Annotated in this window: 24 protein-coding genes; 19 read left to right on the plus strand and 5 right to left on the minus strand. The window is 71.4% G+C overall.

Translation table 11 applies throughout. The features are described 5' to 3' along the window. Nucleotides 1-365 precede the first annotated feature (365 nt). The 9 genes from ftsH (at nucleotide 366) to VFZ92_RS06975 (ending at nucleotide 7,966) form a co-directional block, all read left to right on the plus strand. On the plus strand, nucleotides 366-2,588 hold the full coding sequence (gene ftsH, locus VFZ92_RS06935) for an ATP-dependent zinc metalloprotease FtsH (RefSeq protein ID WP_330874952.1): 2,223 nt from the start codon (nucleotides 366-368) through the stop codon (nucleotides 2,586-2,588). 5 nt (nucleotides 2,589-2,593) lie between these two features. Continuing rightward, nucleotides 2,594-3,226, plus strand: coding sequence for a GTP cyclohydrolase I FolE (gene folE, locus VFZ92_RS06940; protein WP_330875002.1), 633 nt, complete (start codon nucleotides 2,594-2,596; stop codon nucleotides 3,224-3,226). A 29-nt stretch (nucleotides 3,227-3,255) separates the two neighbouring features. Continuing rightward, nucleotides 3,256-4,035, plus strand: coding sequence for a dihydropteroate synthase (folP, locus tag VFZ92_RS06945; RefSeq protein WP_330875003.1), 780 nt, complete (start codon nucleotides 3,256-3,258; stop codon nucleotides 4,033-4,035). Next, nucleotides 4,032-4,406: a dihydroneopterin aldolase gene (gene folB, locus VFZ92_RS06950; RefSeq protein WP_330874953.1), complete on the plus strand. Its 375-nt coding sequence runs from the start codon at nucleotides 4,032-4,034 to the stop codon at nucleotides 4,404-4,406. The genes folP and folB overlap by 4 nt, the downstream gene beginning before the upstream one ends. Then, complete coding sequence (gene folK, locus VFZ92_RS06955; RefSeq protein WP_330874954.1) at nucleotides 4,399-4,902, plus strand: 2-amino-4-hydroxy-6-hydroxymethyldihydropteridine diphosphokinase; 504 nt, start codon at nucleotides 4,399-4,401, stop codon at nucleotides 4,900-4,902. Before folB ends, folK begins: the two co-directional genes overlap by 8 nt. A gap of 26 nt (nucleotides 4,903-4,928) precedes the next feature. Next, nucleotides 4,929-5,786 (plus strand): helix-turn-helix transcriptional regulator, encoded by an 858-nt coding sequence (locus tag VFZ92_RS06960; protein ID WP_330874955.1) that lies wholly within the window; start codon nucleotides 4,929-4,931, stop codon nucleotides 5,784-5,786. A 16-nt stretch (nucleotides 5,787-5,802) separates the two neighbouring features. After that, complete coding sequence (locus VFZ92_RS06965; RefSeq protein WP_330874956.1) at nucleotides 5,803-5,985, plus strand: DUF397 domain-containing protein; 183 nt, start codon at nucleotides 5,803-5,805, stop codon at nucleotides 5,983-5,985. Between the two features lie 107 nt (nucleotides 5,986-6,092). After that, nucleotides 6,093-6,545: a DUF3180 domain-containing protein gene (locus VFZ92_RS06970; protein ID WP_330874957.1), complete on the plus strand. Its 453-nt coding sequence runs from the start codon at nucleotides 6,093-6,095 to the stop codon at nucleotides 6,543-6,545. A 50-nt stretch (nucleotides 6,546-6,595) separates the two neighbouring features. Continuing rightward, nucleotides 6,596-7,966, plus strand: a complete 1,371-nt coding sequence (locus VFZ92_RS06975; RefSeq protein ID WP_330874958.1) for a DUF6779 domain-containing protein — start codon at nucleotides 6,596-6,598, stop codon at nucleotides 7,964-7,966. Nucleotides 7,967-7,970: 4 nt separating this feature from the next. Here the strand turns inward: VFZ92_RS06975 and VFZ92_RS06980 are convergent, their stop codons facing one another. Genes VFZ92_RS06980 through VFZ92_RS06990 form a run of 3 tightly spaced genes read right to left on the minus strand, consistent with a single transcriptional unit; the run spans nucleotide 7,971 to nucleotide 9,971 of the window. Continuing rightward, a complete protein-coding gene (locus VFZ92_RS06980) occupies nucleotides 7,971-9,101 on the minus strand; it encodes an NADH-quinone oxidoreductase subunit D (protein WP_330874959.1) in 1,131 nt (376 codons plus the stop codon). A gap of 17 nt (nucleotides 9,102-9,118) precedes the next feature. Next, a complete protein-coding gene (locus VFZ92_RS06985; protein ID WP_330874960.1) occupies nucleotides 9,119-9,559 on the minus strand; it encodes a DUF1203 domain-containing protein in 441 nt (146 codons plus the stop codon). A 58-nt stretch (nucleotides 9,560-9,617) separates the two neighbouring features. Next, nucleotides 9,618-9,971, minus strand: a complete 354-nt coding sequence (locus VFZ92_RS06990; RefSeq protein WP_330874961.1) for a DoxX family protein — start codon at nucleotides 9,969-9,971, stop codon at nucleotides 9,618-9,620. Between the two features lie 62 nt (nucleotides 9,972-10,033). Here VFZ92_RS06990 and VFZ92_RS06995 point away from each other — a divergent pair, with 62 nt between their 5' ends. Continuing rightward, the gene (locus tag VFZ92_RS06995; protein ID WP_330874962.1) at nucleotides 10,034-10,471 is read left to right on the plus strand and encodes a MarR family winged helix-turn-helix transcriptional regulator; all 438 of its coding nucleotides are present in this window, start codon (nucleotides 10,034-10,036) and stop codon (nucleotides 10,469-10,471) included. Nucleotides 10,472-10,533: 62 nt separating this feature from the next. Here VFZ92_RS06995 and VFZ92_RS07000 read toward each other — a convergent pair whose 3' ends face one another. Then, nucleotides 10,534-11,445, minus strand: a complete 912-nt coding sequence (locus VFZ92_RS07000) for an SAM-dependent methyltransferase (protein ID WP_330874963.1) — start codon at nucleotides 11,443-11,445, stop codon at nucleotides 10,534-10,536. Between the two features lie 178 nt (nucleotides 11,446-11,623). Between VFZ92_RS07000 and VFZ92_RS07005 the strand changes: the two genes are divergently transcribed. From VFZ92_RS07005 to VFZ92_RS07025, 5 genes are all read left to right on the plus strand, one after another. Next, nucleotides 11,624-12,748, plus strand: a complete 1,125-nt coding sequence (locus VFZ92_RS07005; RefSeq protein WP_330875004.1) for a PrsW family intramembrane metalloprotease — start codon at nucleotides 11,624-11,626, stop codon at nucleotides 12,746-12,748. Nucleotides 12,749-12,889: 141 nt separating this feature from the next. Then, nucleotides 12,890-13,777, plus strand: a complete 888-nt coding sequence (locus tag VFZ92_RS07010) for a Rossmann-like and DUF2520 domain-containing protein (protein WP_330874964.1) — start codon at nucleotides 12,890-12,892, stop codon at nucleotides 13,775-13,777. Further along, complete coding sequence (panC, locus tag VFZ92_RS07015) at nucleotides 13,774-14,664, plus strand: pantoate--beta-alanine ligase (protein ID WP_330874965.1); 891 nt, start codon at nucleotides 13,774-13,776, stop codon at nucleotides 14,662-14,664. The genes VFZ92_RS07010 and panC overlap by 4 nt, the downstream gene beginning before the upstream one ends. Nucleotides 14,665-14,678: 14 nt before the next feature. Beyond that, nucleotides 14,679-15,143, plus strand: coding sequence for an aspartate 1-decarboxylase (gene panD / locus VFZ92_RS07020; RefSeq protein ID WP_330874966.1), 465 nt, complete (start codon nucleotides 14,679-14,681; stop codon nucleotides 15,141-15,143). 9 nt (nucleotides 15,144-15,152) lie between these two features. Continuing rightward, entirely contained in the window at nucleotides 15,153-15,938 is a 786-nt protein-coding gene (locus VFZ92_RS07025) for a type III pantothenate kinase (RefSeq protein WP_330874967.1), read from the plus strand. Between the two features lie 42 nt (nucleotides 15,939-15,980). On the opposite strand, the gene VFZ92_RS07030 is transcribed toward VFZ92_RS07025, so the two are convergent. Beyond that, nucleotides 15,981-16,763, minus strand: a complete 783-nt coding sequence (locus VFZ92_RS07030) for a class I SAM-dependent methyltransferase (RefSeq protein ID WP_330874968.1) — start codon at nucleotides 16,761-16,763, stop codon at nucleotides 15,981-15,983. A gap of 1,077 nt (nucleotides 16,764-17,840) precedes the next feature. On the opposite strand from VFZ92_RS07030, the gene VFZ92_RS07035 reads away from it, so the two are divergent. The 4 genes from VFZ92_RS07035 to VFZ92_RS07050 all read left to right on the plus strand — a co-directional run bounded on the left by VFZ92_RS07035 (nucleotide 17,841) and on the right by VFZ92_RS07050 (nucleotide 21,318). After that, a complete protein-coding gene (locus VFZ92_RS07035) occupies nucleotides 17,841-18,191 on the plus strand; it encodes an Lsr2 family protein (protein ID WP_330874969.1) in 351 nt (116 codons plus the stop codon). Between the two features lie 273 nt (nucleotides 18,192-18,464). After that, entirely contained in the window at nucleotides 18,465-19,472 is a 1,008-nt protein-coding gene (locus VFZ92_RS07040; protein WP_330874970.1) for an iron ABC transporter permease, read from the plus strand. After that, nucleotides 19,469-20,527 carry a FecCD family ABC transporter permease gene (locus VFZ92_RS07045; protein WP_330874971.1) on the plus strand — a complete coding sequence of 353 codons (1,059 nt, stop codon included), beginning with the start codon at nucleotides 19,469-19,471 and terminating at the stop codon, nucleotides 20,525-20,527. Before VFZ92_RS07040 ends, VFZ92_RS07045 begins: the two co-directional genes overlap by 4 nt. Then, a complete protein-coding gene (locus VFZ92_RS07050; protein WP_330874972.1) occupies nucleotides 20,524-21,318 on the plus strand; it encodes an ABC transporter ATP-binding protein in 795 nt (264 codons plus the stop codon). The genes VFZ92_RS07045 and VFZ92_RS07050 overlap by 4 nt, the downstream gene beginning before the upstream one ends. Nucleotides 21,319-21,697: the final 379 nt, after the last annotated feature.

A 21,697-nucleotide genomic window follows, 5' to 3' on the forward strand; every position in this document is an offset into this window, starting at 1 on the left:
GTTCACGACCAGTTTCGACCATCCGGGTCCGAAGGCCACAAGATTGGTCCGTTCGGCCCAGTGGATTGCCGCGCAAGATGCCTGAGTATTCCTCATGTTTCCGCGTTCGGTGAACCGGAGGCGGCCGGAATCCGTGTCGGCTGTCACGGCGGGGAACCCGTCACCCGGTTCGTCCGTTGTCCGCTCAGTGCCGTCCGTCCCCCCGTTCCGGCCCGCATCCCCCGTGGATCGGCCGGTGCGGGCCGACGGGCGGTAGGCTGGCCCGACGGGTGTACCCGTCAGTGCCCGTCGACGGGAGAGGTGGGGCCCCCATCACCCGACATGCAAGTCAGGGAGGGTCGAGGCCGCCCGACGGCCGTAAGTGAATGGACCGCAAGCGCCTGCTTCGCAACCCGCTGCTGTGGATCGCGGCGGTGTTGATGTTCTATTTCATCTTCACCATGCTCTTCGACGACACCAGGGGGTATACCCCGGTCAAGACGTCCGAAGCGCTGCAACAAGTGCGTGACGGGAAGGTCAAGGAAGTCACGCTGGAGGACAAGGAGCAGCGCCTCAAGCTGACCTTGAACCCCGGCACGAACTTCGCAGGCCACGACCGGCTGATCACGCAGTTCCCGGCCTCGTCCACGGACGAGATCTTCACGATCCTGGACACGGCGCCGAACAAGCCCGTCCTGGAGACGAAGGTCAGCCAGGAGTCGTTCCTGATGCAGGTGCTGATCTACCTGGTGCCGCTCGGGCTCTTGTTGCTGCTGCTGATGTGGATGATGAACAACGCCCAGGGTGGCGGCAACCGCGTCATGAACTTCGGCAAGTCCAAGGCCAAGCAGTTGTCCAAGGACATGCCCAAGACGACGTTCGGTGACGTCGCCGGAGCCGAAGAGGCCGTCGAGGAACTAGAGGAGATCAAGGACTTCCTCCAGAACCCCGGCCGCTACCAGGCACTCGGCGCGAAGATCCCGAAGGGCGTCCTGCTCTACGGCCCTCCCGGAACCGGCAAGACCCTGCTCGCCCGCGCCGTCGCGGGTGAGGCGGGCGTGCCGTTCTACTCCATCTCGGGCTCGGACTTCGTCGAGATGTTCGTCGGCGTCGGCGCCTCGCGCGTCCGCGACCTCTTCGAGCAGGCCAAGGCCAACGCGCCCTGCATCATCTTCGTGGACGAGATCGACGCCGTCGGCAGGCACCGCGGCGCGGGCATGGGCGGCGGCCACGACGAGCGCGAGCAGACCCTCAACCAGCTGCTGGTGGAGATGGACGGCTTCGACTCGCGCGGCGGGATCATCCTGATCGCGGCGACGAACCGGCCGGACATCCTCGACCCCGCGCTGCTGCGCCCCGGTCGCTTCGACCGGCAGATCCCGGTGTCCGCACCGGACCTGAAGGGCCGCAAGCAGATCCTTCGCGTGCACGCCAAGGGCAAGCCGTTGACGGAGGACGCCGACCTCGACGGCCTCGCCAAGCGGACCGTCGGGTTCTCCGGCGCCGACCTGGCCAACGTCATCAACGAGGCCGCCCTGCTGACCGCGCGCAAGAACGGCACGGTCATCAGCAGCATCGAGCTGGAGGAGTCGGTCGACCGCGTGATCGGCGGTCCGGCCCGCAAGAGCCGGATCATCTCCGAGAAGGAGAAGAAGATCACCGCGTACCACGAGGCCGGGCACGCCCTGGCCGCGTGGGCCATGCCGGACATCGACCCGGTCTACAAGGTCACGATCCTCGCCCGCGGCCGGACGGGTGGTCACACCCTCTCCGTGCCCGAGGAGGACAAGGACCTGATGACCAGGTCCGAGATGATCGCCAGGCTGGTGTTCGCGCTCGGCGGCCGGTCCGCCGAGGAGCTGGTCTTCCACGAGCCGACCACGGGTGCGAGCAACGACATCGAGCAGGCGACCAAGATCGCCCGCGCGATGGTCACCGAGTACGGCATGAGCGCCAAGCTCGGCGCCGTGAAGTACGGCCAGGAGCAGGGCGAGCCCTTCCTCGGCCGCACCGCGGGCCGCCAGTCCGACTACTCGCTCGAGGTCGCGCACGAGATCGACGAGGAGGTCCGCAAGCTCATCGAGGCCGCCCACACCGAGGCGTACGAGGTGCTCAACACCTACCGCGACGTGCTGGACGACCTCACGCTCGAACTGATCGAGAAGGAGACCCTGCACCAGAAGGACCTGGAGCGGGTCTTCGCGCGGGTCGAGAAGCGGCCGAGGATCACCCAGTTCAACGACTTCGGCGACCGCACGCCCTCGGACATCCCGCCGGTCAAGACCCCCGGTGAGCTGGCCAAGGAGCGCGGCGAGCCGTGGCCGCCCGTCGTCGAGGACACCCTCGACGAGGAGCCGCCGCCGCTCGGCGGCGACCGTCCGCAGGACCCGCCCCCGGCGGTGCCCAACGGCGGTGCCCCGAACGGCTACCAGCCGCAGCCGGTCAACCAGGCGGGTCCGCCGAACTACGGCGCGCCCCCCGGCTGGACCCCGGCCACGGTCCCCGGCGGCCAGCCGTCCGGTTCGTGGTCCCCCGCTCCGCAGGAGCAGCAGACCGAGGCCGAGGCGGGCAAGAGGTCGTTCGACACGGACCCGGACAACCGCAAGTGACCGAGATCGACCTCGACGACGACGCCGGCCTCTCCAGCAATGGGGAGGCCGGCGTCGCGCGGCGCGTGTTCGACTTCGCCCGCGCCGAGAACGCCGTCCGCGAGCTGCTGATCGCCTGCGGTGAGGACCCGGAGCGCGAGGGCCTGCGCGACACGCCCGGCCGCGTGGCCCGTGCGTACCGGGAGCTGTTCGCCGGCCTGTACACCGAGCCGGACAGCGTGCTCGCGAAGACCTTCGACGAGAGCCACGAGGAACTCGTCCTGGTCACGGACATCCCCATGTACAGCTTCTGCGAGCACCACCTCCTGCCGTTCCACGGCGTGGCCCACGTCGGCTACATCCCGAACGAGCACGGGCGGGTGACCGGCCTGTCGAAGCTGGCCAGGCTGGTCGACCTGTACGCCAAGCGCCCGCAGGTCCAGGAACGCCTGACCTCGCAGGTCGCCGACGCGCTGGTGCGCAGGCTGGAACCGCGCGGCGTGATCGTCGTCGTGGAGGCCGAGCACCTGTGCATGGGCATGAGGGGCGTTCGCAAGCCCGGTTCGCGCACCACGACCTCGGCCGTGCGGGGGATTCTGCGCAGCTCCGCGTCCTCGCGTTCCGAGGCGATCAGCCTGATCAACGGGCGCCTCAGGTGAGCGTGCCCGACCCCGGCCACTGCGTCGTGATGGGCGTCCTCAACGTCACGCCGGACTCCTTCTCCGACGGGGGCCGCTACCTCGACCACAGCCACGCCGTCTCGCACGGCGTGGCCATGCACCGCAGGGGCGCGGACCTGGTGGACGTCGGCGGCGAGTCGACCCGTCCCGGCGCCGAGCGCGTCGCCGCGGCCGTCGAGTCGGCCCGCGTGACCCCGGTGATCAGCTCGCTGGTCGCGGAGGGCGTGCCGGTGAGCGTGGACACGAGCCGCGCCGAGGTCGCCCTCGCGGCGGTCGAGGCGGGCGCGACGATCATCAACGACGTCTCCGGCGGCCTGGCCGACCCGAACATGGCCAAGGTGGCCGCCGAGAGCGGCGTGCCGTGGATCCTCATGCACTGGCGCGGCCTGAGCCGCGAGATGGACTCGCTGGCCACCTACGCCGACGTGGTGCGGGAGGTCCGCGACGAGCTGCTGGCCCGCGTGGACGCCGCGCTGGCGGCCGGTGTGCGGGAGGACAACATCATCCTCGACCCCGGTCTCGGCTTCGCGAAGCGGGCCGAGCACAACTGGCGGTTGCTGCACGGCCTGGACGAGTTGCTGGCGCTGGGCTTCCCGGTCCTGATCGGCGCGTCCCGCAAGCGCTTCCTGGGCTCGCTGCTGGGTGGCCGCGAGCCGGACGGCCGCGAGGACGCCACCGCCGCCGTCTCGACCCTCTCGGCCTTCGCCGGGGTCTGGGGCGTGCGCGTGCACGACGTGGAGAAGTCGCTGGACGCCGTCGCCGTGGCCCGCGCGTGGAGGCGGGGATGAGCGACCGGATCACGTTGACCGGCCTTCGCGTCCGGGGCCACCACGGCGTGTTCGAGCACGAGAAGCGCGACGGCCAGGACTTCCTGGTCGACATCACCGCGTGGCTCGACCTCGGCCGGGCGGCCGCCACGGACGACCTGGCGGAGACGCTGCACTACGGCGAGCTGGCCGAGAGCGCAGCCGCCATCGTCGCGGGCGAGCCGTACGACCTCATCGAGTCCGTCGCGGGCCGGATCGCCGACGAGGTGATGACCGACCAGCGGCTGCACGCGGTCGAGGTCACCGTCCACAAGCCGTCCGCCCCGATCCCGCTGACCTTCGCCGACGTCTCGGTGACGATCCGCCGCTCCCGCCGGGGTGCGGATGACTAGGGCGGTCCTGTCCATCGGCTCGAACCTGGGCGACCGCCTGGCGCACCTCCAGTCGGCCGTCGACGGGTTCGCCGACGTCCTGGTCGCCGTCTCCCCGGTGTACGAGACGGCGCCGTGGGGCGTGCTGGACCAGGCCGATTTCCTCAACGCCGTCCTGGTCGTCGATTCCCCCGGCGTCGACGAGTGGGGCTGGCTGCGCCGCGGCCAATCGCTCGAACGGGCCGCGCACCGCGTTCGCGATCAGCACTGGGGTCCTCGGACGCTGGACGTCGACGTGGTCACGGTCGACGGCGTCCTTTCGAGTGATCCGGAGTTGCTATTGCCCCATCCGGGCGCGCACGAACGAGCAACGGTGTTGATTCCCTGGCTTGATGTGTCACCCGATGCGGTATTGCCGGGATTCGGGCCGATCGCCGACCTCCGCTACAGCGTGGAAGGTGTACGCAAGCGCACGGACCTTTCGTTGGATATTCGCGAAACAAAAATTGGCGAATAAGGCTATTCCTCCCTACAATTTCCGCCATGAGCACGTACAAGCCGAATGTGCGGGAAAGACTTGTGGCCCGCAGTCTTGCGGCGTGGCGCTGGGAAACGGGTCGCAGCGGTGCCGACGTCTGCAAGGTGGCGGGCTTCTCGCAGGCGAAGCTGAGCAAGATCGAGAACGCGCACCACCCGATCAAGCCCGCGGACGTGATGGCGCTCGGTCTCATCTACGAGGTCCCGGAGAAGGAGCGCACGCTCGTCTACGAGGCCGCGGAACGCGCACTCGTCCCCGGTTGGTGGGAAGAGCTGCCGCCGGACGTGGTGATGGACGCCGTGCGGGACTACCTGGCCCTCGAATCGGGGGCGATCCTGGTCAGGACGTTCAAGACGGACCTCGTGCCCGGTCTCCTGCAGACCCGGCAGTACGCGTTCGCGCTGGCGACGGCATTTGTGCCCCGGCCGACGGAGGACAAGGCGTTGCGCCAGGTTGAAGCACGAATCAAGCGCCAAAAAAGGTTGTTCGACGACAAGAGTCCTTTGGGTGTGCATGCAATCATCGGTGAAGCCATGTTGCGGCAGCCGGTCGGCGGTCCGATGGTCATGAAGGACCAGTTGCTTCATCTGTTGAAGATGGGGGAGTTGGGCCATGTGGCGCTCCAGGTGATCCCCGCGTCGGCAGGCGCCTATCCGGCGCATGGTTTCCCGTTCAACATCTTGTCGTTCGCCGAGGAGCACTTCGAGGATGTCGTCTACCTCGATCACCTGAACGGGGGTCGATATATCGAGTCTCCGAAGGGGCGGGAGCCCTATACGCTGAACTTCGCCGCCCTTCAACGGGTGGCGCTGAGCCACTCCCAATCGGCCGAGCTGATCGCGGAGGTGGCCGACGGCATGTAGCGAGGGGGAGGCGCGGATGTCCGAGCTCGTGTGGCGGAAGTCGAGCTACAGCGGGGGAGGTGGGAGCGAGTGCGTGGAACTCGCCTTCCCGACCGCGGGGGTGGCGGTCCGGGACTCGAAGAACCCCGACGGCCCGGTGCTCGTGTTCCCGGTGGCCTCGCTGGGGTCGCTGCTGGCCGCCGCGGGTGCCCGTGGGTGAGTCGCGCCGAGCGCCGAACGGCGGCACCCGGTGAGCCGAGGAGCTGAGACGCCCCTCCAGCCCGTTGCCGAGCGTCCCGATCGCCGTCGAAGTGCCAGGATGGTGCGGTGAGGTTCACCAAGGCCCGTGATCTGCTGGCAGCCGGGCTCATCGCAGGCCTGTTGGCGCACCTGCTGCTCCGTCTCGCCTACAGCTCGTTGGCGGCGCTGCCCAAGCTCGCCGGGCTGACGCTGCTCGTGATCGCCGTGGTCGACCTGGTCCTCGGTTTCACCCTGCGGGCCCGGATCCTCCGCAAGCCCGGCGCGAAGCCGGTGGAGCCGCTCACGGCGGCCCGCGCGGTCGCACTGGCGAAAGCTTCCTCACTTTTGGGAGCGATCATGCTCGGCGGTTGGGCCGGTGTCCTCATCTACGTCCTGCCGGTGCGCGAGGAGTTCGACGCGGCCGCTAACGACATGGTCAGCGCCATCGTGGGTGTCGTGTGCGCGGCCCTGCTGATCGCCTCCGCGCTGTGGCTGGAGCACTGCTGCAAGACGCCGCACTCCACCCGCACGGACAGTTAGGTACGACAAGATTGGTCTCAGTCGCATAACTCCCAGGTACCGTATGGCCCATGACCGGCCGAGGCGCGTCGCCGAGCGACGAGCAACAAGATCGCGGGCGTGGCACCGGGCGACTCCTCCTCGTAGCGGCGATGGCGCTGGCACTGGCCGCCGCCGCCCTGCTGGTGCTGAGCGACGACGCCCGCGGGCTGCGGCTGGCGGTGGTGTCCGCGCTGTGGGCGGCTCTCGTGGGCGCCTTCCTGGCCGCGAGGTACCGGCGGCAGGTGGCCGACCGCGAGGACGAGGTGGCCGATCTCCAGTCGGTGTACGAGTTGGAGCTGGAGCGCGAGGTCGCCGCCCGCCGCGAGTACGAGCTGGAGATCGAGGCCGAGTCGCGCAAGCGCATCCAGGAGGAGTCGCGCGACGACCTGGACGCGCTCAGGGACGAACTCCGGGCGCTGCGGGAGAACCTCCAGGCGCTGCTGGGTGGCGAGGTGCTGGTCGAGCGGGTCGCGCTGCGGGCGGAGTCGACGCGGATGCGGTCGCTGTCCGACCAGTCGAGGCTCATGGCGATCGGCGACCGGCAGATCATCAGCACCGAGGGCAACGAGCGGGTCCGCGGCATCACGGCCGGACCGAGCAAGCCCACCGTCAGCAAGCCCACCGTCAAGAAGGTCGTTCCGGAAGCCGCCGTCGAGCGCACGGAGCTGATCGAGCGCGTCGTGTCGGACCAGCGCAAGCCCACCCGCCAGGAACCGGTCCGCCCGGCCGCGAACTACACCGAGCCCGTGCGCCGCGAGCCGACCCGCCAGCCGCAGCGCCAGCAGCCGCCGATCGTGGTCCGCCGGGACCCGCCGAAGCCCCCGAAGCCCGAGCGCAAGCCGGAACGCACCCCCGCGCCGCCGCCGGTCCGCCGCGACCAGCCGACCGTGCGCGCGAACCCGTCCGACCTGTTCGACTCGATGGAGGTGCGCCTCGGCCAGCCGGTCCAGGAGCCGCGCAGGCCCGAGGCGCCGCAGATGCCCGTGGCGCAGACGCCCGTGCCGCCGAAGCCGAAGCAGCCCGTCCGCGCCACGCGCCCGCCGGTGGAGCGCACGGACATGTTCGACCGCGAGACCCCCGAGCCGCCGAGGGCCGCGCCCGCCGCCGAGCCGAAGTCCGGTGGCCGCAGGCGCGCCGACGAGCGGCCCGCGCCCAAGTGGGAGGGCACCGGCGTGTACTCGACCGGTCGCGGCGAGCCCGTGAAGGAACGCCCGCCGTGGGACGGCGTCGGCGCGTACGGCACGGGTCGCGGCGAGCCCGTGAAGCCGGGACGCCGCAGCGCACCCGACCCGGACGACCCCGCGGGCGCGCACGCCGACGGCAAGTCCGTCAGCGAACTCCTGGCCGCGCTGGGCAACTCCGACTCGCCCCGCCGCCGTCGGCGGCGCGAAGAGGACTGACCGCCTACTTGTCGATGTCGCCGACCACGACCGCGAACGACCCCAGCACCGCGGCGAGGTCGGCGACCCGCGTCCCCGGCAGGAGCGCCGACAGCGCCTGGACGTTGTTGAACGACGGCGTGCGCAGCTTCAGCCGCCACGGGGTCTTCTCGCCGCGGGACGCCAGGTGCACGCCCGAGGTGCCCAGCGGCGCCTCGACCCACGTGTAGACCGACCCCTCCGGTGCCTTGACGGCCTTGGGGAGCCGCACGTTCACCGGCCCGCTCGGCAGCCGCTCCAGGCACCGGGTGGCGAGGTCGATCGACAGCCGCGCCTCGTCCACCAGGCAGCGGACCCGTGCCAGCGCGTCGCCCCCGGTCCGCACGACCGGTCGCACGTCGAGGTCGCGGTAGGGCGCCGACGGGTCGTCGCGCCGCAGGTCCAGGTCGACGCCGGACGCCCGTCCGATCGGTCCGGTCACGCCGAGCGCGAGCGCGGAACCCCTCGGCAGGACGCCGATCCCGGCGAGCCGGTCGGTCACCGCGTGCGCCTCGATGGCGTCCACGTCCACAGTGGACAGAGCGGTCGCGACCCGGTCGGTCCACCCCGCGGGCACGTCCTCGCGCAGGCCGCCGATCCGGTTGGCCATGAAGTGGATGCGCCCGCCGGACGCCTCCTCCATGACCGCCTGCACGGCTTCGCGACCGCGCAGCGCCGCCGCGGTGCCCTCGGTCCCGTCGGTCCCGGCGCGCGTCAGCGGCGCGAGGAACACCAGGTGCGCCATCAGCCGGTTCAGCTCGCACAGCAGGGTCCTGAGCCACTGCGCGCGCACCGGGACGTCCATGCCGGTCATGCGCTCCACGGCCAGCGCGACCGCCAGCTCGTTGCAGAACGCGGCCAGCCAGTCGTGCCGGTTGGCCAGCGTGAGCACCTGCCGGTAGTCCCTGACCTCGAACAGCTTCTCCGCGCCCCGGTGCAGGTGGCCGACGAGCGGCTCGGCCTCCACGATCACCGGGTCGTCGGCGGGTCCGCGGACGGTCAGCCGCAGCCGGTACGCGCCGTGCGCCGAGGGGTGGAGGGGACCGAGGTCGACCACGCGGTCCACGCCGAGGTGGCGCGCCCCGGCTCCGACGCCGACGGTGAGGTGTTCGGACACCGCGTCATGCTCGCACGTCAGTCCCGCGTGACCGCGAACAGGAAGCACCCGTGCGACGGGCTGCGCACCTGGACCTCCGCGACGTGCTCGTCGGCGAGCAGCCGCGCCAGCGCGGCCTCCAGCTCGTCGGGCCGGGCGAGCTCACCGGTGTGGATGCGGCCGTGGGCGTCGTAGGCCCGCAGCACCCTGGGCGCGCGACGCAGCTCGTCCGGTAGCGCGTCGGTCCGGTCGGGGCCGTCGCACGGCTCGGCGTGCACGAACACCGGGCCCACCTCCTCGTACGGTCCGCGCCCCGCCGCGGGGGAGTAGCGGAACAGCACGACGGGTTCGCCGTCGCCCGCGCGCCTGAGGCAGCAGCGCAGCGGTGAGCCGGGCGCCTCGGCCCGGTGCTCGTGGTGCTCGTCGGTGGTCCGGCGGGCGCGGGCGACGACGTCGGCGGGGAGCGCGTGGATCCTCATGCGCCCCAGCGTCGCCGCCGCGGTCCCGCGGTGCCGGCGGGTATCCGACACCGGGTTCTCAGGCGGTCGTGATCCGCAGGACGAGCGCGACGGCCGACAGGATCGCGAGCACCAGCGCGGGGGCGGCCATCGCGAACTTCTCCTTCGCCCGGACGTGGACGACCACGGCGCCGATCATCAGCAGCGTGAGCCCGACGGCCGCCGCGATGCCGAGCGGCGCCCACCAGAGGCCGATGACCAGCCCGGCCGCGCCCGCGACCTCCAGCAGGCCGATGACCTGGTAGTGGCCCTTGGTGAAGCCGTGCGACTCGGCGGCCTCGACCATCGCCTTGGTGCCCGCGACCTTCGAGGCGCCCGCCCCGACGAAGGCGACGGCGAGCAGTGCGCTGAGAACAAGCGTTGCGATGAACATAGGATTGACGGTAGCAGATCGTTGAATCAGTTCAATCGTTTGAGGACGGGTACAGTTGCCCCGTGGACGAGGAACGGTTCGGACTGGTGCTGATGCACCTGGGCAGGGACGTCGACGCCCGCTTGCGCAGGCAGCTGAACGCGATCGGCCTCACACCCCGGCACGGCTTCACGCTCTCCCACCTCTGCGAGAACGGCCCGACGAGCCAGCAGAGCCTCCTGGACGTGCTCGACGTCGACCCGAGCGTCCTCGTCGCGATCCTCAACGACCTGGAGAAGGCCGGGCTCGCCGAGCGCAAGCGCGACCCCGACGACCGCCGCAGGCACATCGTGGTGATGTCCGAGAAGGGCCGCGTCGCGCTGGACGGGATGCACGGCGCCATCGACGCCATCGAGCGCGAGATGCTGAGCGACCTCTCGCCCGCCGACGTCGAGCGGCTGAGGGAACTCCTGCTGAGGGTCCGCCCACCGGGCGAGAGCGGTCCCTGCTCGGAGGACTAGGGCGGTGCCGCGAGGGATCCACCCTGGCCGCGCGAGACCCGGGGAGGAGCGTGGTCACCGCACTACGGCCGCCACGCGGGCAGCGGTGGCAGCAGGTCGGCGGTGCGCACGCCCCCGGTGGCGTGCAGCAGCCAGCCGAAGTCGCCGAGCCCGCCGACGGCGCGCAGCTCCGCGACCCGTCCGTTCCTCGCCGTCGCGTCCAGCCAGTCGAGGGGGCTCCCGCCCGCCACGACCTCCGGCAGCAGCACCCCCAGCGCGTCCCGCTGCGACACCAGCACGTGGTCGCCCCCGGCCGCCGCCGCGCACGCGTCCAGCGCCACGTGCGCCGTCACGTCGCAGCTGCCGTCCAGCACCGGCTCCACCCGCCGCCCGTCGCGGTACCCGGCGAGCGTGCCCGCGCGGTACCGCCCGGCGGCCCGGTCGGCCCGCAGGTGCCCGTAGTCGACCGCGAGGGCCGCGCCCCGCACCCGCCCCACGGCGTCCGCCCAGGCCTCGTCCCTCGGGGAGCCCACCTCCGCCCGCTCCCCGGCCTCCACGGGCCACCAGGAGCGCAGCCACGGGTCCTCGGACGGGCCCTCCACGACCGGGCACGGCACCGCGTCGAGCCACTCGTGCCCGACCAGCAGTCCGACCGCGGTCGCCGGCAGGTCCCGCCGCCACCGCACGCCCGGCACCGACCGGGCGGGCCCGAGGTCCACGGCGGTCACGCGCAGCCGCCGCGCCAGGTCGCCGGTCGCCAGCGCCCGCACCGCCCCGGCCAGCTCCCCGCCGCCCGCGCCCACGTCCACGAAGTCGAGCGCCGCCGGTTCCCCGAGCGCCGTGTCGACGCGGGCGAGCAGCACCAGCAGCGCCTCGGCCAGCTCCGGACCGACCAGCGGTGACGTGCGGAAGTGCCGCGCGGGCAGCTCGCCGCGCGCGAAGAAGCCGCCGGGTCCGTACAGCGCGTCCCACCACCGCGATTCCGAGTCGGCCACCCGTCCAGTGTCCCGTCCACCGACCCGAACGGACCGTTCACCCGCTCGCGGGAGGCGGCACCGCTGTTCCGCGTCCACCGCTGTCGGTACCTGGCCCTACAGTTTCACCGTGACCGACGCCGACGCACTGCCGACGCCGCCTCCCGCCCGCAAGCGCATCGAACAGCGCCGCTGGACCGTGCTGCTCCCGGTCGTGGGCCTCATCGCACTGGCCTGCTCCGGTCTGGTGCTGTTCGCGCTGGGCACCAGCACGGCGGGCCTGCTGCCGATCCTGGTCGGCGTCGTGGCCGCCCTGGTGCCGGTCGGGCCGGTGATCATGGCCTACCTGTGGGTCGACCGGTGGGAGCCGGAGCCCGCGAAGATCCTGCTGTTCGCGTTCGCCTGGGGCGCGTTCGGCGCGACGATCTGCTCGCTCGCGTTCAACTCGCGGGCGCACGAGATCGGCGACCTGATCCGGCAGGGGTTCGGGGCCGACTTCGCGGCGGTCATCGGCGCGCCGGTGGCGGAGGAGGCCGCGAAGGCGGCGTTCCTGGTGGTGCTGTTCCTCCGGCGCCGCAGCGAGTTCGACGGCGTGGTGGACGGCATCGTGTACGCGGGCGTCATCGCGGCGGGCTTCGCGTTCACCGAGAACATCTGGTACTTCGCCAGGGTCTTCAACGAGGGCGGGTTCGGCACCGCGAGCAGCGGCATCGTCGGCCTGTTCATCCTGCGCGGGGTCCTGGCGCCGTTCGCGCACCCGCTGTTCACGTCGTTGACCGGCATCGGGATCGGCATCGCGGCGCTGAGCGGCAGGAAGGCGGTGCGGATCGCCGCGCCGATCATCGGCTACCTGTGCGCCGCGGGCCTGCACTCGCTGTGGAACTTCTCCACGACCGTCGGCGACGGCACGACGTTCATCAACCTGTACTTCCTGATCATGGTGCCGATCTTCGTCGGCATGGTCTTGCTCGTCATCTGGCAGCGCCGCCGCGAGCAGCGGATCGTGGCCGCCCAGCTGCCGGAGATGGCGGCCAACCGGTGGATCGCGGCGAGCGAGGTGGCGCTGCTGGCGAGCCTGCCCGGCCGCCGGAACTGGCGGCGCGCGGTGCGGCGCAAGGTCGGCGAGCAGGCGGCCCGCGCCGTCAGCGGCTACCAGCACGCCGTCACGGAGCTGGCGTTCCTGCGCCACCGCATCGCGCAGGGCACGGCGGGCCACGACGCCGACCACCGCCACGAGGTGCTGCTCTCGACGCTGCTGTCCGCCCGCCAGGCCGCCGTCGCGGCGCCGGGCGCGATGAAGGCGGTCGGTCGTCAGCAGGGGTGAAAGTGGTCACCAGGACCGGACATTTCGTTTCGTCCCCGATTACGCTCGCGGCCGTCGTCCGGTACCCGCGGAAAGGTCGGGACTGGAACGCCAGGAGGAGCCAGTCGCAATGAGCGCGACCACCCGAGCGGACACGTCGCCGTGAACCGCCCGGCCAGACTCGCCGTCGGAGTCATCTCCGCGGGCCGCGTCGGTTCGGTGCTGGGCGCGGCACTCGCGCGTGCGGGCCACCACCCCGTCGGCGTCAGCGCCGTCTCGCAGGCCTCGCTCCGCCGCGCCGAGGAACTGCTGCCAGGGGTCCCGGTCCTCGACCCTCCCCAGGTCGCCGAGTCGGCCGACCTGCTGCTGCTCGCCGTCCCGGACGACGAACTGGCCGGTCTGGTGCGCGGGCTCGCCGCGACGGGATCGCTGCGGGCCGGGCAGATCGTCGTGCACACGAGCGGCGCCCACGGCGTCGGCGCGCTCGCGCCCGCCGCCGACGTCGGCGCGCTCTGCCTGGCGCTGCACCCCGTGATGACGTTCACCGGCCGCGCGGAGGACCTGCTGCGCATGACGGCCGCCAGCGTCGGCGTGACGGCGGCGGACGACGACGAGATCGCCTGGAGCGTCGGCGAAGCGCTGGTCGTGGAGATGGAGGCGGACCCGGTCCGCATCCCCGAGCACGTCCGCCCGCTCTACCACGCGGCCCTCGCGCACGGCGCGAACCACCTGGTCACGCTGGTCGCCGAGTGCGCGGACCTGCTGCGCTCCGCCGGTGTCGCGGGCGGGGAGCGGCTGCTGGGCCCGCTGCTGTCGGCCGCGCTGGACAACGCCCTGCGCCACGGCGACCGCGCGCTCACCGGCCCGGTGTCGCGCGGCGACGTCGGCACGGTCCGCAAGCACCTCGACGTCCTGGCGCGCGAAGCGCCGGAGGTCCTGCCCCCGTACCGCGTCCTGGCGCGGCGCACCGCCGACCGCGCGGAGGCCGCGGGCCTGCTCAGGCCCGAGGCCGCCACGGAAGTTCGAACCACCCTTGAGGAAGACGCATGACGAAGCCGCTGACCAAGGCCGACTACAGCCCCACGGGGGTGACCGTCCACCACGACCCGGCGCGGCTCGCGCGGGTGACGCGGACCCTGCGCGCGGCGGGCCGCAACATCGCGCTGGTGCCGACGATGGGCGCGCTGCACGAGGGTCACCGCAAGCTGATCCGCGAAGCGCAGGTCATGCAGAACACCGTCGTCGTGGTGTCGATCTTCGTGAACCCGCTCCAGTTCGGGCCCGACGAGGACCTCGACCGCTACCCGCGCACGCTGGAGTCCGATGTGGACATCTGCGGTGAGGAGCGCGTCGGACTGGTGTTCGCACCCGGCGTCGAGGACATGTACCCCCTGGGCACCAACGTGACGGTCTCGCCCGGCCCGCTCGGCGAGGAGCTGGAGGGCGCGACCCGCCCCGGCCACTTCGACGGCGTGCTGACCGTCGTGGCCAAGCTGTTCAACATCGTCGGCCCCACCTACGCGGTGTTCGGCGAGAAGGACTACCAGCAGCTCACCCTGGTCCACCGGATGGCGCGCGAGCTGAACTTCCCGCTCGACGTCGTCGGCGTGCCGACCGTCCGCGAGCACGACGGCCTCGCGCTGTCCTCGCGCAACCGGTTCCTGGACGCCGAGCAGCGGCAGGCCGCCGTGGCGCTGTCCGCCGCGCTCGTGGCGGGCGCGCACGTCAGCGCCCAGGGCGCGGAGGCCGTGCTGGACACCGCCCGCGCGACGCTGGCCGCCGTTCCCGAGGTCGAGCTGGACTACCTGGAACTGCGCGCGCCCGACCTCGGCCCCGCCCCGGAGAAGGGCGACGCCCGGCTGCTCGTGGCCGCGCGGGTCGGCAAGACACGTCTGATCGACAACGCCGCCGTGCTGCTCGGCGACGGCGACGAGTGAGGGGGAGGGCCGCCATGTTCCGCACCATGCTCAAGTCCAAGATCCACCGGGCGACGGTGACCCAGGCCGACCTGCACTACGTCGGCTCGGTCACCGTCGACCTCGACCTGATGGAGGCCGCCGACCTGCTGGCGGGCGAGCAGGTCGCGATCGTCGACGTCACCAACGGCGCCCGCCTGGAGACCTACGTCATCGCGGGCGAGCGCGGCAGCGGCGTGATCGGCATCAACGGCGCGGCCGCGCACCTCGTGCAGCCCGGTGACCTGGTGATCCTCATCGCGTACGGCGCGATGGACGACGCCGAGGCCCGCAGGTACGAGCCGAAGGTCGTCTTCGTGGACGCGGACAACAAGGTCGTCGAGCTGGGCGCCGACCTGGCGCACGCCCCCGAGGGCTCCGGTCTGAGCAGCGGTGCGATCACCGCCGCCGAGACGGCGGACGCCGCCGCGCTCGACGCCCTGATCCAAGCCGAGAACTGAGGGACTCCCGTGCTGCTCGCGATCGACGTCGGCAACACCAACATCGTGCTCGGCCTGTACGACGGGCTGGGTGACCAGGCCGAGCTGGTCCGCGACTGGCGGATGCGCACCGACGCCCGGATGACGGCCGACGAGCTGGCGCTCACCATGCGCGGCCTGCTCGGCGAGTACGCCGACCGGATCACCGGCATCTCCGCGCTGTCCACCGTGCCCGCGGTGCTGCGCGAGCTGCGGGTGATGCTCGGCCGGTACTACGCGTCCGTGCCGAAGGTCGTGGTGGAGCCCGGCATCCGCACCGGCGTGCCGCTGCTGGTGGACAACCCGAAGGAGGTGGGCTCGGACCGGGTGATCAACACCCTGGCCGCGCACCACCTGCACAGCACCGCCTGCGTGGTGGTGGACTTCGGCACGTCCACGAACCTGGACGTGATCTCCGCGAAGGGCGAGTTCCTCGGCGGCGCGCTGGCGCCGGGCATCGAGATCTCGCTGGACGCGCTGGCCGCCCGCGCCGCCCAGCTCAGCAAGGTCGAGCTGGTCCGGCCGCGCGCGGTCATCGGCAAGAACACCGTGGAGTGCCTCCAGTCCGGCATCGTCTACGGGTTCGTCGGCCAGGTCGACGGGCTGGTCACGCGGATCATCGAGGAACTCGGCGCGACGGAGGCGGGTGAGGTCACGGTGATCGCCACCGGCGGCCTGGCGCCGCTCGTGGTGTCGGAGTCCGCGACGATCAAGCACCACGTGCCGGACCTGACGCTGCTCGGCCTGCGGCTGGTCTTCGAGCGCAACATGCGCTGACCCGCGCGGGGTCGCTCCCGGCCGGGAGCGACCCCCCGGCGGTCAGATCCGGACCTTGCGGCGCACCAGGGTGCGCATGGGCAGGTCGAACTCCCCCTCCGCGGTTTCCGGGCGGGACTTCAGGAACGCCAGCATCTTCCCCAGCAGCTCCTCGCGCTCCTCGTCCGACGAGACGAGGACGTGCGAGTGGGTGCTGACGGTGGCCACCAGCGATTCCGCCGTGCGCCGCTGCGAGTGCGGGAACGTCGACTCGGTGTCGTCGGTGAACAGCCGGTGCGGCGCGAGGTGGTGCTCGGTCACGAAGTCCTTCGAACTGACCCTCGACCCGTTCACCTCCCCGAATGCGGCCACCCACTCCACGTCGAGGTCGTCGCCGTTCCACAGCCCGGCGACCACGCCGCCGGGCCGCAGGACGCGGGCGATCTCGACCAGGGCGGGTTCCGGGTCGAACCAGTGGAACGCCTGGCCCACGACGACGGCGTCCATCGTGCCGTCGGGCAGCGGGATGCGCTCCGCCGTGCCGGGCAGGGCCCGGACGCCGTGGTGCAGCCGCACGAGCTCGGACAGCATCGCCTCGTCGGGCTCCACCGCGGTGACCTCGTGGCCCTCCGCGCACAGGACCCCGGTCAGCTTCCCGGTGCCCGCCGCGAGGTCCAGCACGCGCAGCGGCCCGCCGGTGGACACCGGTTCCAGAGCCCAGCGCACCGCGGCCACGGGGTAGTCCGGGCGGTGCGCGGCGTAGTCGGAAGCCCGCACGCCGAAGGAGTTCGCGCGGCGGGCGTGGTGGGTGATGTCGTGGTGAGGTCGATCTTCGGCGCTCGTCACCCGCTCAACCTACCGAGAGTCCCCGACAGCCCCGCTCGAATTCACCCGTGTCTCAATGGAGCCCGCACATCGACCCGTTCGGCGTCCCTCCCCACCGGCCCGGACGGGGGCCACGGGGGAAATCCGGGTATCGGTATCCGGTGGGGTGCCGGGAACTCGGGGCGCCCGCGCGGCGGCGCCCCACCGCAGACCGGGCAGTTCGCGACTGCCGCCGTTCTCGCGAAACGGCGCGCCCGCCTTCCCGAACTGCAAGCGCTTTCCGTTTCCCGGCACGGATGTCGAGTCCTCGATGGTGTTTTCGCGCCTTCGCTCGGCGCCGCGAGTCGTGGCGGTCGTCACTCCGCTTACGGATCCGGCGAGGTCGGACCGCCGGGAAACCGGAATTCGTCGATGTTGAGCGGCGCGCTGGACCTCCCGTTATCGCGACCGCGCGAGCGGCGTTCGCCACACCAGCCCCATCCGCAACCGTGGATTCACCCGAAGTGGGTGGGGAAGTCGCGCTCCTTGCAACCTGGAAGCCGTTGCGCGCGTGTGTCTTGGCCGGGTTCTCCGGTGACCGGATTGCCCGCAAACGGGACGGCCAGGTCTTGGCGTTCGCACGTTCGGTGGTACGGACAAGTCCGGGGTGGTGAGTGGACTACTCCCCCGATGTCCGGCTTCGTTGTCCGAAGCTGACGACGGGGAGATCAACCGCGGTACTCCAGCGGAGTTCTTGCACATGCGTTGCATCAGCAGGCGTACCCGTTGTGCCGCCTTGAGAACCGCGGGGAACGGGTGGTCCTGACCTGGTGGGAACGCCGGACGTGCAGGCCAGGGCCGCGATGGCGGTCGGGACTTTCCCCGTTCACGGCTGTGCGGAATGACACCCAGCGTGGGTGTTGGGAATGGTATCGGCCGACTACTCTTCGGCGTCCCTCACGCACGGAAGGCGTTTCACGTCTGGCGTGCTCTGAATGAAGTAACGTCTCGGACGCCGGCAGGTGCATATCTGCGGTTATGCGCTAACCTGCACAACGACATTGTTTTCGGTCGCGGTCGGGGTAGCAGTACCGCGCATTCGAGTCCAGGAGGATACGCATGGCGCAGAAGGTCACCGTGACCCTGGTCGATGACCTGGACGGTTCCAGGGCAGAGGAGACCGTCGGCTTCGGCCTGGACGGCGTCGCCTATGAGATCGACCTTTCTTCGGACAATGCGGGCAAGCTCCGCGACGTGCTCGCCGACTTCGTCACCAGCGCTCGCCGCGCCGGTGGTCGCAAGAGGGGGCCGGGCCGTCCGGCGGGGGTAAAGACGGCTGCTCGTCCGGCGTCGGCGGATAGGGAGCAGAACCAGGCCATTCGCGAGTGGGCCCGCAAGCAGGGCATGAAGGTGTCCGATCGCGGCCGTATCCCGGCCGAGGTCCTGGACGCTTACCACCAGCAGGGCTGACCGGCGGTTTAAGGGGCTTGAGCCGCCCCAATTACGTAGAGCAACGAAGAGGCGTCGGTTTCGGGACCCGACGCCTCTTCGCGCATATAAAGTGATTGCTCGACTTCGGTAAGTAGTCGACAACATTGATCAACATTGTGAAAAACGTCGCGAAATGGCGGCCGAACGGTCCAGTGGGTCCCCCGCGCGACGCCTCGGGAGCGGGGGTGCGGGAGCGCGCACTACTTCGGTTAGGCTTCCCTCACCAGCGGAACGCGCGGTGAGGAGCGGCACTTGGCACCAGGGCAGCGCCGTCGGCGGCTCGTCGGGCTGGCACTGCTGGTGCTCGGACTGGCCGCCGCCACCATCGCGAGCATCGCGATCGGCTCCAAGGAGATCGCGTTCGACGGCGTGTGGCACGCGCTGACCTCGCCCACCGGGCTGGAGGACGACGTCGTCATCCGCGAACTCCGCGTCCCCCGGACGCTGCTCGGGATCGCGGTGGGGATCGCGCTCGGCGTCGGCGGGGCGCTCATGCAGGGCCACACCCGCAACCCGCTCGCCGACCCCGGCATCCTCGGCGTCACCCACGGGGCCGCGTTCGCCGTGGTCCTGGCGATCTTCACGCTCGGGATCACGAGCCTGAACGCCTACGTGTGGTTCGCGTTCCTCGGGGCGTTCGTGGCCAGCGGGGTCGTGTTCCTGCTCGGCTCGTCGGGCCGGGCGGGGCCCACCCCGGTGACGCTGGCGCTGGCCGGGGCCGCCGTGAGCGCCCTGATGCACGGGCTGGTGTCCGCGCTCGTGCTGCTCGACCGGCAGAGCCTGGACGCGTTCCGGTTCTGGCAGGTCGGCGCGGTCTCCGGTCGAGGGCTGGACGTGCTCTTCCAGGTCCTGCCGTTCCTGCTCGTCGGCCTCGTCCTCGCGCTGGTCAACGCCCCCGGTGTGAACGCGCTGGCCCTCGGCGAGGACGTGGCCAGGTCGCTCGGGCAGCGGATCGTCCAGACCCGGATCACCGGGATCACCGCGATCACGCTGCTGATCGGCGGCGCGGTCGCCGCCTGCGGGCCGATCGGGTTCCTCGGTCTGGTCGTGCCGCACGCCGCCCGTGCCGTCACCGGGCCGGACCACCGGTGGCTGATCCCGTACTCCGGCCTGCTGGGCGCCGCACTGCTGCTGGTGGCCGACGTGCTCGGACGGGTCGTCGCCCGGCCCGCCGAACTGGAGGTCGGGATCATGATGGCCGTGTTCGGCGCGCCGTTCTTCATCGCGCTCGTCCGGCGCAAGAAGCTGGTGAAGCTGTGAGCGTCGTGGGAGCCCGTCGGGGCGTACGGGTGGGGCCGTTCTCGTGGCCGGTCCGGTGGCGGTCGCTGGTGCTGGTCGTGGCCGGGTCCGCCCTGCTCGTGCTGGCGGTGGCGGTGAACATCGGGCGGGGCGACTTCCCGATCACGCTGGGGCAGGTGTTCGACGTCCTGCTCGGCGGCGGGCAGACCAGCCACCGGTTCATCGTGCTGGACCTCCGGCTGCCGCGGTCGTTGACGGCGGTGTTCGTGGGCGCGGCCCTCGCGCTGGCCGGGGCGATCTTCCAGGCCGTCGCGCGCAACCCGCTGGCGAGCCCGGACATCCTCGGCGTGACCTGGGGCGCGAGCGTCGGCGCCGTCTCGGTCATCACCTTCGCGGGTGCCCTGACCGGGCCCGTCGCCGAGATCGGGATCCCGGTCGCCGCGCTCGGCGGCGGGCTGTTCTTCGGTCTCCTCGTGTACGCGCTGGCGTGGCGCAAGGGGATCGAGGGGTTCCGGATGGTGCTGGTGGGGGTGGGGATCGCGGCCATCGCCGGGAACCTGACCACCTACCTGCTGACCGTCGGGGACGTCAACGACGCCGCCCGGGCGATGGTGTGGATCACCGGCTCGCTCAACGGGCGCGGGTGGGAGCACGTGGTGCCCGTCGGGATCGCACTGGTCGTGCTGATGCCCGTCGCGTTCGTCTGCGCCCACCTGCTGGGCGCGCTCCAGTTCGGCGACGACACGGTCCGCGGCCTCGGGGTCCGGTTGAACGGCGCCAGGAGCGCGCTGCTGCTGATCGGGATCGCCCTGGCCTCCGTGGCCACGGCCGCGGCGGGGCCGATCGCGTTCGTGGCGCTCGCGGCGCCCCAGGTGGCCGTTCGGCTGGCCGCCACCGCCACACCGCCGCTGCTGGGGTCGGCCGTGGTCGGCGGCCTGCTGGTCGTCGGGTCCGACCTGGTCGCCAGGACGGCGTTCGGCGGGTTCGAGATGCCCGTCGGGGTCGTCACGGCGGTCCTCGGCGCTCCCTACCTCATGTACCTGCTCATCCGCGGCCGCCGGGAGGCACGGGTATGACTGTTCGACTCCAGGCCGCCGACCTCCGGGTCGGGTACGGCGAGCGGATGATCGTCGACGGGTTGGACCTCGACGTCGTCGGCGGCACCGTCACCTGCGTCATCGGGCCCAACGGGTGCGGCAAGTCGACCCTGCTCCGGGCCCTCGGGCGGCTGCTGCCCGCTCGCGGCGGCGCCGTGCTGCTGGACGGGAAGCGGATCGACCAGGTGCCCACCCGCGAGGTGGCGAAGGTGCTGGGGATGCTGCCCCAGGCCCCGCAGGCTCCCGAGGGGCTCACCGTGGCCGACCTCGTGGCTCGCGGACGGCAGCCCCACCAGGCCTGGTACCGGCAGTGGTCCTCCGACGACGAGGCCGCCGTGGCCGAGGCGCTGGAGCTGACGAACATGGACGCGCTGGCCGACCGGACCGTGGACGAGCTGTCCGGCGGGCAGCGGCAGCGGGCGTGGATCTCGATGGCGCTGGCCCAGGGGACCGATCTGCTGCTGCTGGACGAGCCCACCACCTACCTGGACCTCGCCCACCAGATCGACGTGCTGGACCTGGTGCAGAAGCTCCACTCCGAGATGGGGCGGACGGTGGTGATGGTGCTGCACGACCTGAACCTGGCCGCCCGCTACGCGGAGCACCTGGTGGCCATGAAGGCTGGGCGGATCGTGGTGCAGGGGACGCCTGCTGAGGTGCTGACCGAGGAGGTGCTGTTGGAGGTGTTCGGGTTGGACGCTCGGGTTGTCGCTGATCCGGTGTCCGGGACGCCTCTGGTCGTGCCCATCGGGCATCGGCATCGGGTGTGAGGTTGGGCTTGGTTGTTGGGGCTTGGGCTGGGTGCTGTGTCGTGGGCTGGGTGCTGGGTGCTGGGTGCTGGGTGCTGGGTGCTGTGTCGTGGGCCGGGTGCCGGGTGCCGGGTGCCGGGTGCGGTGGGTGCGGTGGGTGCGGTGGGTGCGGTGAGGGTGTTGGTCGTCTGGTGGGGGTCTACCCCCCGCTCGCGTGATTGTCTCGATCGTTGATCTTGGTTTGTCAAGGCGGGAAAGATGCCTTGACAAACCAAGATCAACGATGAGGGCGCTTCGGATCGGGGGGCAGGGTGGGGTCTGTCGACCCCGTTGGGTGCCGGATCCGTAGGTGGGTGGGTTTGCTGGCCCGGTGTCGAAGTCCCGAAGTCCCGAAGTCCTG

Origin of the sequence: Umezawaea sp. (genome assembly GCF_036375055.1) — a bacterium.
In the GTDB taxonomy this organism is placed as follows: Bacteria; Actinomycetota; Actinomycetes; order Mycobacteriales; family Pseudonocardiaceae; genus Umezawaea.